Here is an 11,332-nt window from a genome sequence, read left to right on the forward strand (position 1 = left end):
ACAGGCCGAAGGCCCCTCACGCCGGGCAGCCCCCAAACGCCGGCATAAAAGCGATCCCGCCCGCGGCGGCGAAGCCGACGCCAAAAACACAGCTGGTGAGCTGCCCCACCAAATCAACCCCGACCACGAACCGACCGACGATAACCAAGCGACCGCCCCACCCCCGTAGCCGTCGTGACCACCGCAGGCACCAGATGCGCCACCGAAGTCGTCTCCCGACGCCCCACAACCGCAACTGCCGCAGTGACCCGGCCGGAAGCGTCGCGGATCGGCGCGGCGACGGCGACCGCGTCATCGGCTAGCTGGCGATCCGCGACGCAGTAGCCAGTACGGGCGATCTCGGCGAGTTCGGCGCGCAGGGTCTCCGGGTCGGTCGTGGTGTGCGGGGTTTCCGCCGCGATCGGGCTGGTCAGCGCGGACTCGCGGGTGTCGGCGGCGGCGTGCGCGAGCAGCACCCGGCCGGTCGCGGTGGTGGTCGCGGGAAGGCGGCTGCCGGTCGTGGTGAGGATGCCGACTGAACGGTGTCCGGCCAGCCGGGCCAGGAACACGACATCCGTTCCGTCCAGCACCGAGAGGTGCACGTTTTCGCCGGTCGCGTCGAACAGGTCGCCCAGATACGGCAGAGCGATGTCGCGGATCGAGGCGCGGGCCAGCGAGAGCGAGCCGAGCTCCCACAGTTTCAGGCCTAGGTGATAGCCGCCGTGGTCGTCACGGGTGAGCGCTCCCCATTCGGCCAGTTCGCCGACCAGGCGGTGCGCGGTGCTCAACGGCAGGCCCGCGGCCTGGGCGATCTCGGTCAGGGAGAGCACCGGCGTCTGGGCGCTGAAGCAGTCCAGCACCGACAGCAGCCGCGCCGCCGCGGTGGGTCTGGCTTCCATGTGGCGGAAGTCTGATTGAGGCGGGGCCGCGGCGCAAGCGACACTGCGCACGTGGGTCGGCCAAGCAAGGAAAACACAGAACACAGCGAGTCGGTTTTGATCACGGGGGCGGGATCGGGTCTCGGGCTGGGAGCGGGATTGACGCTCGCGGCGCGCGGGCACCGGGTGTTCGCCACCGTCGAACGGGACGACCAGATCGAGCCGACGCGGGCGGCGTTCGCCGAGCGCGGGCTCGTCGCGGAAGTCTCCCGGCTTGATCTGCTCGACCTGGCTGATCGCGAAGCGGCTGCGGCGCTCGACGCGTCCGTTCTGCTCAACAATGCCGGATTCGGTGCCGAAGGGCCGCTTCTGCGCACGGATTCCGCAGTGGTTCGGAAAACGTTCGAGGTCAACGTCTTCGGCACGCTCGAGTTGACGCGGCTGGTCGCCGACCGGCTCGTCGCGGGCGGGCGCGGCGGGCGGATCGTGTTCGTCACGTCGGTGGCGGGGCTGTTCGTCGCTCCCGGCGCGGGCGCGTACGGGGCCAGCAAGTTCGCCCTCGAAGCCATGGCGCAGGCGGTCCGTCAGGAGTTGCGACCGCACGGAATCGAGGTGCGGGTCGTCGAACCCGGGCCGTTTTCCACTGGGTTCAACGAGAAACTCGTCGAGCACGCGCCTGCCTCGGATCACGACTTTTCGGATTTCCTCGCCATGCAGCGCGATCCGGCCCCGGCGGTCGAGACGATCGCGCGGGTCGCGGTCGAATCCGGGCCGTACCGGACGATCGTCCCGGGCGAGTTCGGTGCGATCGTGCGCGAGCAGCAAGATCAGCTGTGGGGCGAGACCGACCTTGTCGAACCGTGAGAAAGTGCGGTCGGCGCGACTGAAACAAGCACGAGACAGGAGCACATGACAGTGAAGATCGCGGTTCTCGGGGGCGGGCACGGTTCCTGGGCCACGGTGGCGGAACTCGCCGAGCACGGCCACGAAGTGCGCTGGTGGCGGCGGAACGCCGAGGCGTTGGAAGCGTTGCGCGCGACCGGGGCGGTGGGCGTCCGGGATTACCGGGGCTCCCGTTCGGTGCCGGTGGGCGACGGCGCCGGGGAGATCAACCCGGTGGCAGACCTCGCCGAGGCGGTGCGCGGCGCGGCTTTGATCGTGATCCCGCTGCCCTCGACCACGCACGACGACCTGGCTCCCCGGCTCGCCCCGCTGCTGACCGAAGGCCAGGTGGTCTTCCTGCCGCCGGGCACGTTCGGTTCGATGGTCTTCGCCAAGGCCGTCGCCGCGGCGGGCAGGAGTTCGGAGATCGCGTTCGCCGAAGCCGGGACGCTGCCCTACCTCGCGCGTCGTCATGGCGACGCCGAAGTGGTGATCAGCGGGTACGCGACCCGGCTGCCGACCGGTGTTTTCCCGTTGCGGCTGGCGGAAAGCGCGTTCAAGACGCTGCGCGAGGCGTACCCGAGCATCGAGGACGCGGGCGACGGGCTCAGCGGAGCGCTGATGAACGCGGGGCCGATCATCCATCCGCCGCTGATCACGATGAACGCCGGTCCGCTCGAGCATTTCGCCGCCTGGGACATTCACAACGAGGGCACGCAGCCGTCGATCCGGAGCGTCACCGACGCGCTGGACGCCGAGCGGGTCGCGCTGCGCGAAGCGTTCGGCTACGGCGCGCCGCACTTCCCGCTGGCCGATCACTACGCCACCGACGGCGAGGAGTGGATGTACGGCCGCTCGGCGCACGAGCGGCTGACCGACAGCGGCGACTGGCGCGAGAAGATCGACCTCCACACGCACCGCTACATGCTCGAAGACACCCGGCTCGGGCTGTCGCTGCTGGTGTCCGCTGGCCGTTGGGCCGGAGTGCCGACGCCGGTCGCGGAAGGTCTGCTGGCTTTGGGTTCTGCCATCACCGGACGCGATTTCTACGCCGAGGGACGAACCTTCGAGAACCTCGACCTGGCCGATCTCGACCGCGCTGGGCTGACCAAGCTGCTGCAGGACGGAGTCCAGTCGTGATCGCCATCGTCGGCGCCGGGCGGATGGGCGAGGGCATCGCGCTGGCCTTCCTCGCGGCGGGACATCCGGTGTTGCTCGCGGACGTCAAGGACCGCACCGAGGAAGAACGCCAGCTCCGCCGCGACGAGGTCCGCAAGCGCCTCGCGGACCGGCTGCGCGCGATGTTCGGCCACGCCGACGCGCTGGAAAGCCTGACGCTGGGCGACCGTTCGGCGAAGGAACTCGCCGACGCGACCGTGGTGTTCGAGGCCGTGCCGGAGGTCATGGACGTCAAGCGCGAGGTGTTCGGCTGGCTCGGCTCGCAGGTGCCGGAGTCGGCGGTGCTGGCCTCGACGACGTCGACCTTCCTGGTCACGCAGATCGCGGAACTCGCCGACCGGCCGGAGCGGGTCGTCAACGCGCACTGGCTCAACCCGGCCGAGCTGATGCCGCTGGTCGAGGTCAGCCGGAGCGACGACACCGACCCGGCCGCGGTCGAGCGGCTCGTGGAGCTGCTGCGCGAAATCGGCAAGGTGCCGGTCGTGTGCGGGCCCGCCGCCGGGTACATCGTGCCGCGGCTGCAGGCGCTGCTGATGAACGAGGCCGCGAGGATGGTCGAGGAAGGGGTGGCCGGTGCCGCCGAGATCGACCTCGCGGTCCGCGCCGGGCTCGGGCCGCGGTTCTCGGTGCTGGGCCCGCTGGAATTCATCGACTGGGGCGGCGGGGACATCCTGTACTACGCCTCGCGCTACCTGACCGGGGAGCTCGGCGAGCGGTTCCAGGCGCCCGCGATCGTCGAGGAGAACATGACCGGCCAGCGGCGAGGTCTCCAGGACGGGGCCGGGTTCTACCGCTTCGACGCGGCCGGGGTGCCGGACTACCGGGCGGCGCGGATCCGGGAGTTCGAGGAGATTTTCCGGCTGCGGGAACCGCATTTGCGGGACGGGACGCCGGTTCCGGAGCGTCCGCAGGAGTGACTTTTGGTTGGCGGCCGCGGGTTCAGGCCCGCGGCCGCCAGCACTCCGCAAGCCATCCGGCCGCCTGGGCGACGCGCGGATGGGCTTCGCCGAGGACTGCTTTGAGCCCGGCTACCACGGATTCCAGCTCGGCCGCCGCATCCGCTCGGTCGCCTCGTTGTGCGGCGGCCCGGGCCAGCGTCGCGCGGAGGCCGAGCACCATCGGATGTCCCGCCGGCCAGGCACCGGCAGCCAGGACTGTCCGCGCTGGGTGTTCCGCTTCGTCCAGGTTTCCGCTCTCCACGCAGGCTCGCGCGAGCGCGGTGCGGATGATCAGCGCACCTCGGCCTCGCGCTTCGCCCAGGGACTGACGGAGCAGGTCGGCCGCCTCGCGCGCTTGCCCTGCCAGCAGGAGAACGGTTGCCAGCGACTCCCCCAGCTCTGGCCGCTTCTCGAACAGGTCGCGCATCGGAGCGATCGCCGCCTCCGGATCTCCGGTTTCGGCCTGCACCACTAAGAGGAGCCCGCGGAGCGCGTCTCGTTGCTCGTCGGTCTCGCAGAGCGCTTCCTCGTTTGACAGCAATTGTTCGGCCGTCTCGTAGCGGGCCAGCGCGCGCAGCATGGTGACCTTCCGGCGCCGTCCGGCTCTCGTCCGGGCGTGCGCCGGGCCGAGTTCGGCGGTGCAGTAGTCGACGTGCGCGTCGAGCACCGCGAGCGCGTCTTCGTACTGCGCTGCCACGCCATAGGCTTCCGCGAGGAGCAGCTGGGCTCTGAACGTCCCTGGCTGGCGCGCGCCCCACGTTTCCTCGAACACCTCCGCAGTGCGTTCCAGCAGCGGGATCGCCTCTGCCGGACGGCCCTGCGAAGTCTGGCAATACGCCAGATTCGCCCACGCGGCAAGGGTGTCCGGCCCACGCGGACCGAATTCTTCCGTCAACGCGGACACGAGATCCGTATAGTGCCGCTCCCCTGCCGCCCAGTCCTCGTTCTTGAGCAGCAACTGGCCCAGCAGGAGCCGCCGACGCAGGTTCGGCACGCTCTTCGGGTTACGCGCCTTCGCGAGGGAGGCCTGCAGCGCGGCGATCTCGTCAACCGGCTCTGGCTTGGTGCGGAAGAGTCCCACCTGGACAGTCTGCCCGCCCCGGAGATTCAGTCCTTCTCAAGCCACCCAGAAACCTCGACGACATCCGGATGCTTCGGACCAAACGCCTCCGTCAACCCCGCCGCGACCGCCGCCAGTTCGCGGTCCGCCTCGGCATCCCGGCCGCGTTCCCGGGCCACCCGCGCCAACGTCGCCCGGGCGCCGAGCTTCAGCGGGTGTCCGTCCGGCAAGCCATCGGCCGCCGCGATTTCTCCGGCCAGTGTTTCCGCCGAGTCGAGCTGGCCGCTTTCCAGGTACGCGCGGGCCAATTCCCCGGCCGGGCCCCACTGTTGCGCCGCCGGTTGCGCGGACAGCACGGCGCGGTACAGCTCCGCCGCTTCCGCGGGTTCCCCGGCTCGCAGCAGCACCGCGGCGAGCACCTCGACGAACTCCGGAGTGCGGTACTGCTCGGCGAGTTCCCTCGCCTTGTACTGGACTGTCTTCGCCTCGCCCGCTTCCGCCCGGATCAGCAAGCCGACCGCGCGGGCACTATCGCGTTCGTAGTCGTCTCGCGGCTTACGGGACAGACCGGAGTTCAAAGAGCCAGCCTCGTCGTATCGCCCGAGTGTCCGCAGCACGCTCACCTTCCGGCGCGCGCCCGCGATGGTCGACTCGTGGTACTCGCCGAACTTGTCCACGCACGCGTTCAGATGCTTGCTCAGCACGGCCAGCGCCTCGTCGTACTCCCCGGAGAGCGAGTACATCTCCGACAGCATCAGCTGTGCCCGCAGGGTGGCCGGGTCGGCGGGACTGACGGCCTCGTAGATGTCCACTGTGGACTCCATCAGCTGCACCGCGTCCTCGGTCTGCCCCAGCGCGGCTTTCGCCGTCGCCAGGTTCAGCCACGCGCCCAGCGTGCCCGGGTGCTGATCGCCCTCGACGCGCACCTGGGCGTCGGCGAGTTCGGTGTAGTGCTCCTCCGCCGCGGGCCAGTCGCCGGTTTCCACCAGGAGGATGCCGATCCGGTGGCGCATCGCGAGGCTCTCCGGGGAATCCGGATCCGCGGCTTTCGCCAGTTTTTTGCGCAGCTTCGCGATTTCGGCTGCCGGGTTCGCCCGGAAAAGCGCCATTGCCGTCCCCCGTCCGGTTGGTGCGTTCCCGCCAGTGTGCCCCATGCCACAAGACCCCAGGAGTGTGCCGTCTCCCACTCGACCGGGCCACTGCACTGGTTACCCACGGGTAACAAGGGCTAGGGTGCGGGACAGGAACACTCTCTACTTCAGGAGCATTCGTGGCCGCACCAGCAACGCCGCCGCTCGCGCCCACCGCGCGAGGGGTGCGCAATGTCGTCTTCGTCGAAGGGGTACGCACGCCCTTCGGCAAGGCGGGCGACAAGGGCATGTACGCCGGGACCCGGGCGGACGACCTCGTCGTCAACGCCATCCGCGAGCTGCTGCGGCGGCATCCGGAGCTGCCGCCCGAGCGCGTGGACGAGGTCGCGATCGCCGCGACGACGCAGATCGGCGACCAGGGCCTGACCATCGGCCGCACCGCCGCGCTCCTCGCCGGGCTGCCGAAGTCCGTGCCGGGCTTCGCGATCGACCGGATGTGCGCGGGCGCGATGACCGCGGTGACCACCACCGCGAGCGGCATCGGCTTCGGCGCGTACGACATCGCCATCGCGGGCGGCGTCGAGCACATGGGCCGCCACCCGATGGGCGAGGGCGTCGACCCGAACCCGCGGATCGTCGCGGACAAGCTGGTCGACCCGACGGCGCTCGTGATGGGCCAGACCGCGGAGAACCTGCACGACCGCTTCCCGGAGATCACCAAGGAGCGCACGGACGCGTTCGCCGCGCGCAGCCAGGAGCGCTACGCCGAGGCCGTCAAGACCGGCAAGATCGGGCCCGAGCTGGTTCCGGTGGCGACCAAGTCGAAGGAACTCGGCTGGGGTCTCGCGACCGAGGACGAGCCGCCGCGTCCGGGCACGACCGTCGAGCAGCTGGCGAAGCTGAAGACGCCGTTCCGCCCGCACGGCCGGATCACCGCGGGCAACGCGGCCGGTCTCAACGACGGCGCCACCGCGGCGATCCTCGCCGACGAGGACACCGCGCGCGAGCTGGGTCTTCCGGTCGGGATGCGGCTGGTCGGCTACTCGTTCGCGGGCGTCGAGCCGGAGGTCATGGGCATCGGCCCGGTGCCGGCCACCGAGAAGCTCTTCCAGCGCACCGGTCTGTCCATTGAGGACATCGGCCTGTTCGAGATCAACGAGGCGTTCGCGGTGCAGGTGCTCGCGTTCCTCGACCACTTCGGCATCGCCGACGACGACCCGCGGGTCAACCAGTGGGGCGGCGCGATCGCCTGCGGCCACCCGCTGGCCTCGTCCGGCGTGCGGCTGATGACGCAGCTGTCGCGCCAGTTCGCCGAGCGCCCCGACGTGCGCTACGGCCTCACCACGATGTGCATCGGCATCGGCATGGGCGGCACCGTGATCTGGGAAAACCCGGCCTACAACGGCTCTGAGGGGGCGAAGTAATGACTTTCACCGCTGAAGCGGCGAAGGCCGCGTTCCCGGACGAGGTCGTGACGAACGCGGTCACCAACCTGGTCAAGGTGCCCGGGCTGGACAAGCCGGTCGCGCTGATCACCTTGGACAACGGCCACGACCACACCCGGCCGAACACCTTCGGACCGCAGGGTCTCGTGTCGCTGAACACCGCGCTGGACAAGGCGTTCGCCGCCGAGCCCGCCGCGATCGCGGTGACCGGCAAGCCGTTCATTTTCGCGGTCGGCGCGGACCTTTCCGGCGTCGAGGCGGTGTCGGACCCGAAGCTGGCGCGGGAGATCGCGCAGACCGGGCACGACGTGTTCCGCAGGCTCACCGAATCGAAGATCCCGACGTTCGGGTTCGTCAACGGCGCGGTGATGGGCGGCGGGCTCGAACTCGCGCTGTCCTGCCACTACCGGACGCTGTCGGAGAACACCGCGGCGATCGCGTTCCCCGAGGTCTTCCTCGGCCTGTTCCCGGGCTGGGGCGGCACGCAACTGCTGCCGAACCTGATCGGCCCGGACGCCGCCGTCACCGTGATCATCGAGAACGCGCTGGCGCAGAACAAGATGCTGAACGTGCGCAAGGCCGCCGAGCTCGGCATCGTCGACGAGGTCTTCGGTTCCGCGGACTACCTGGAGCAGTCGCTGCTGTGGCTGGCCAAGGTCGTCAACGGCGAAATCACCCCCGCTCGCCGGGAAATCGACCGCGGCGCGGAGTGGGACGCGGCCGTCGCGCGCGCCAAGTCCATCGTGGACGGTCGCACGCACGGTGCTTCGCCGGGCGCGACCAAGGCTGTCGAACTGCTTGAGCTGGCCCGGGAGAACGATCTCGACCGCGGCTACGCGGCGGAGACCGACGGGCTCGCCGAGCTGCTGATGTCGGACGTGCTGCGGGCCGGGCTGTACTCGTTCAACCTGGTCAACAAGCGGGCGAAGCGGCCGGCCGGTGCGCCGGACAAGTCGTTGGCGCGCAAGGTGAACAAGGTCGGCATCGTCGGCGCGGGCCTGATGGCCAGCCAGCTGGCGCTGCTGTTCGTGCGCCGCCTCAAGGTGCCGGTGGTGCTCACCGACGTCGACCAGGCGCGCGTCGACAAGGGCGTGGGCTACGTCCACGAGGAGATCGACAAGCTGCTGGCCAAGAAGCGCGTGTCGCCGGACGGCGCGAACCGGCTGAAGGCTTTGGTGACCGGCTCGCTCGACAAGGCCGCGTTCTCCGACGCGGACTTCGTGATCGAGGCCGTTTTCGAAGAGCTGGGCGTGAAGCAGCAGGTGTTCGCCGAACTGGAGCAACACGTCTCCCCCGAGACGATCCTGGCCACGAACACCTCGTCGCTGTCGATCACCGCGATGGCCTCGAAGCTGCGGCACCCGGAGCGCGTGGTCGGCTTCCACTTCTTCAACCCGGTCGCCGTGCTGCCGCTGCTGGAGATCGTGCGCGGCGAGAAGACCGACGACGCGGCGCTGGCGACCGCGTTCTCGGTCGGCAAGCAGCTGAAGAAGTCGAGCGTGCTGGTGAAGGACGCGACGGCGTTCGTCGTGAACCGGCTGCTGCTGCGGTTCCTCGGCGAGGTGCTGGTGGCGGTCGACGAGGGCACGCCGTTCGACGTGGCCGACTCCGCGCTGGAGCCGCTCGGCCTGCCGATGTCGCCGCTGAACCTGATGCAGCTCGTCGGCCCGGCGATCGCGCTGCACGTCGGCGAGACGCTGCACGGCTCGTTCCCGGACCGCTTCACCGTGAGCGAGAACCTGGACAAGTTCGTGAAGGCGGGCAAGAAGGGCGTGTGGACCTGGGACGCGACGGGCACGCCGTCGGTCGACCCGGAGGTCGCCGCGCTGTGGACGCAGGGCGACCGGCCGTCCACCGCCGAGCAGGTCCGCGACCGCGCGCTGAACGCGATCGCCGAAGAGGTCCGGATCATGCTCGACGAGGGCGTCGTCGCGGAGGCCCAGGACATCGACCTGTGCCTGATCCTCGGCGCGGGCTGGCCGTTCTGGCTGGGCGGCATCACGCCGTACCTCGACCGGGCGGGCGTCTCGGAGCGGGTCAACGGCAAGCCGTTCCTCTCCCAGGGCGTCGCTTCGGTTCCGGCGTAACGCCTTGGCGGAGCCGCCCTGTCCCGCGGGGCGGCTCCGCCGTGAACCCGGACACACCGAGTACTTCGTGACCTTCCGGGCACCAGCCGTTCACCGCTGCCCCATAGCGTCCTGCCGAATCGTTCGAGCAGGTCAGGAGCAGGATGAACACCACGGACCCGGGCGGCGTCGGCCGTCGCGGATTCTTCAAGCGCGCGGGGCTCGTCGGCGCCGTCGCGGCCGGGGCCCCGGTGCTGGCCTCGGGCCGGGCCGACGCCATGGACCTCGATCTGGGGCTTGACCTCGGGATTGATCTCGACTGGCTGTTCGGCCGCCGCTACCAGTGGGTCGTCGGCGATCACCACACGCACAGCCAGTACTCGTACGACGCGATGTACACCATCGACCGCATCGCGGCCGGCGCGCGCGAGCACGGCGCGAAGTGGATCGTCTTCACTGATCACGGCCACGCGACGCACGAGAAATCGTCCGTGGAGCCGACCAGCCGCGACGTGCTCGCCGCGCAGCGGAGGCATCCGGATCTGCTGCTGTGGCAAGGCATGGAGTGGAACGTGCCGGGCGCGGAGCACGCCACGCTGTTCTTCCAGGCCGGGCGCGACCAGGCGAACGTGCTGCGCGAGTTCGAACGCGGTTTCGACTGGCGGCTGACCGGTTCCGAATCCTCCAGCCCGGAGCACGAAGCGCTGGCGCTCAAGGGTTTGCGGTGGCTCGCCGAGCAGGAACGCACACGCCGGATCCACGCGCCGGTCGTGCTGATCAACCATCCGCTGCGCAACGGCCGCGTGTCGCCGCACGAACTGCGCAACTACCGCGACACCGCGCCGGGCATCGTGATCGGCATGGAAGGCGCGCCGGGTGCGCAGGCCGACGGATTCCCGAAGCCGCAGGGCAATGGCGGCGCGCGGGGCGGCTACGGCAACAACCCCGGCGGTGACTCGTGGCCCGGCTTCCCGGCCGAGGCGTACCGCACGTTCGGCGGCTGGGACTGGACCGCCGCGAAGGTCGGCGGACTGTGGGATTCCCTGCTGGCTGAGGGAAAACCGTGGTGGATCACCACGAACTCCGACTCGCATTACAACCGCGGCGACCAGCTGGTGCGGCCGTCGGTGCCGGACGGCTGGTACGAGCAGACCGGCAAATACCCGGACCCGGTCGACAGCGGGGTGCCGCAATTGTCCGCGCCGTACGCGGATTTCTACCCCGGCGAGTTCAGCCGCACGGTGGTCGGCGTGCGCCGCCCGGGCTTCGAAGGCGTGCTGGAGGGTCTGCGCGCGGGCCGGATCTGGTTGTCTCACGGCGGTTTGGTGCAGCAGCTGGAAGTCGGCGTGTTCGGCGGCGGTGACTGCGCGACGTTCGGCGGACGGCTGCGCGTGCGCCGCGGCTCGACCGTGACGGTCGTCGTTTCGGCGGTGACCGCGTACCGGCCGAACGGGTCTGGTTCGGTGCCGCGGCTGGGTCGGCTGGACCTGATCTCGGGCCCGGTCACCGGCCCGGCGGCGGATCGCGACGCGATGACTGCACCCGGTACGCGGGTGGTGGAGTCGTTCACGCCTTCGCGCGGATATGCGGGACGGCGGGTGATGTTCAAGCACACGTTCCGCAACGTGCGGGAGCCGTTCTACGTCCGGGTGCGCGGGACGGACGGGAAGCGGCACGTACCGGGCGGCATTGAGCCGATGATGGACGTGATCGGGCAGGCGAATCCGTACGAAGACCTTTGGCTGTACGGGAATCCTACGTTCGTGGACGTCCACTGAGTCGTGCGTGGCTAAGCCGGTTCTAACCGGCTTAGC

9 protein-coding genes are annotated in these 11,332 nt (G+C 69.9%); 6 read left to right on the top strand and 3 right to left on the bottom strand.

The features are described from left to right. Positions 1-113 precede the first annotated feature (113 nt). Entirely contained in the window at positions 114-878 is a 765-nt protein-coding gene (locus tag ABZX37_RS48450; RefSeq protein WP_354751112.1) for an IclR family transcriptional regulator, read from the bottom strand. 51 nt (positions 879-929) lie between these two features. Here ABZX37_RS48450 and ABZX37_RS48455 point away from each other — a divergent pair, with 51 nt between their 5' ends. From ABZX37_RS48455 to ABZX37_RS48465, 3 genes are read left to right on the top strand one after another with little or no spacing between them, the layout of a single operon-like run. Then, positions 930-1,721: an SDR family NAD(P)-dependent oxidoreductase gene (locus ABZX37_RS48455; protein WP_354751113.1), complete on the top strand. Its 792-nt coding sequence runs from the start codon at positions 930-932 to the stop codon at positions 1,719-1,721. 45 nt (positions 1,722-1,766) lie between these two features. Next, positions 1,767-2,879, top strand: coding sequence for an NAD/NADP octopine/nopaline dehydrogenase family protein (locus ABZX37_RS48460; RefSeq protein WP_354751114.1), 1,113 nt, complete (start codon positions 1,767-1,769; stop codon positions 2,877-2,879). After that, a complete protein-coding gene (locus ABZX37_RS48465) occupies positions 2,876-3,835 on the top strand; it encodes a 3-hydroxyacyl-CoA dehydrogenase NAD-binding domain-containing protein (RefSeq protein ID WP_354751115.1) in 960 nt (319 codons plus the stop codon). Before ABZX37_RS48460 ends, ABZX37_RS48465 begins: the two co-directional genes overlap by 4 nt. A gap of 22 nt (positions 3,836-3,857) precedes the next feature. On the opposite strand, the gene ABZX37_RS48470 is transcribed toward ABZX37_RS48465, so the two are convergent. Together ABZX37_RS48470 and ABZX37_RS48475 are read right to left on the bottom strand one after the other, a co-directional pair. Then, positions 3,858-4,937, bottom strand: a complete 1,080-nt coding sequence (locus tag ABZX37_RS48470; RefSeq protein WP_354751116.1) for a tetratricopeptide repeat protein — start codon at positions 4,935-4,937, stop codon at positions 3,858-3,860. A gap of 26 nt (positions 4,938-4,963) precedes the next feature. Continuing rightward, positions 4,964-6,025 carry a tetratricopeptide repeat protein gene (locus ABZX37_RS48475; protein ID WP_354751117.1) on the bottom strand — a complete coding sequence of 354 codons (1,062 nt, stop codon included), beginning with the start codon at positions 6,023-6,025 and terminating at the stop codon, positions 4,964-4,966. A gap of 206 nt (positions 6,026-6,231) precedes the next feature. Between ABZX37_RS48475 and ABZX37_RS48480 the strand changes: the two genes are divergently transcribed. The 3 genes from ABZX37_RS48480 (at position 6,232) to ABZX37_RS48490 (ending at position 11,296) form a co-directional block, all read left to right on the top strand. Then, positions 6,232-7,431 carry a thiolase family protein gene (locus ABZX37_RS48480; protein WP_354751120.1) on the top strand — a complete coding sequence of 400 codons (1,200 nt, stop codon included), beginning with the start codon at positions 6,232-6,234 and terminating at the stop codon, positions 7,429-7,431. Continuing rightward, on the top strand, positions 7,431-9,539 hold the full coding sequence (locus ABZX37_RS48485) for a 3-hydroxyacyl-CoA dehydrogenase NAD-binding domain-containing protein (RefSeq protein WP_354751118.1): 2,109 nt from the start codon (positions 7,431-7,433) through the stop codon (positions 9,537-9,539). Before ABZX37_RS48480 ends, ABZX37_RS48485 begins: the two co-directional genes overlap by 1 nt. Before the next feature lie 143 nt (positions 9,540-9,682). Next, a complete protein-coding gene (locus ABZX37_RS48490; protein ID WP_354751119.1) occupies positions 9,683-11,296 on the top strand; it encodes a PHP domain-containing protein in 1,614 nt (537 codons plus the stop codon). Positions 11,297-11,332: the final 36 nt, after the last annotated feature.

This window comes from Amycolatopsis sp. NPDC004079 (assembly GCF_040610415.1).
Taxonomy (GTDB): domain Bacteria; phylum Actinomycetota; class Actinomycetes; order Mycobacteriales; family Pseudonocardiaceae; genus Amycolatopsis; species Amycolatopsis halotolerans.

What these genes read in the sequence shown, in the direction of transcription:
- ABZX37_RS48450 (WP_354751112.1), bottom strand. Translation starts at nt 878, where the DNA reads ATGGAAGCCAGACCCACCGCGGCGGCGCGGCTGCTGTCGGTGCTGGAC.
- ABZX37_RS48475 (WP_354751117.1), bottom strand. Translation starts at nt 6,025, where the DNA reads ATGGCGCTTTTCCGGGCGAACCCGGCAGCCGAAATCGCGAAGCTGCGC.
- ABZX37_RS48490 (WP_354751119.1), top strand. Translation starts at nt 9,683, where the DNA reads ATGAACACCACGGACCCGGGCGGCGTCGGCCGTCGCGGATTCTTCAAG.
- ABZX37_RS48460 (WP_354751114.1), top strand. Translation starts at nt 1,767, where the DNA reads ATGACAGTGAAGATCGCGGTTCTCGGGGGCGGGCACGGTTCCTGGGCC.
- ABZX37_RS48485 (WP_354751118.1), top strand. Translation starts at nt 7,431, where the DNA reads ATGACTTTCACCGCTGAAGCGGCGAAGGCCGCGTTCCCGGACGAGGTC.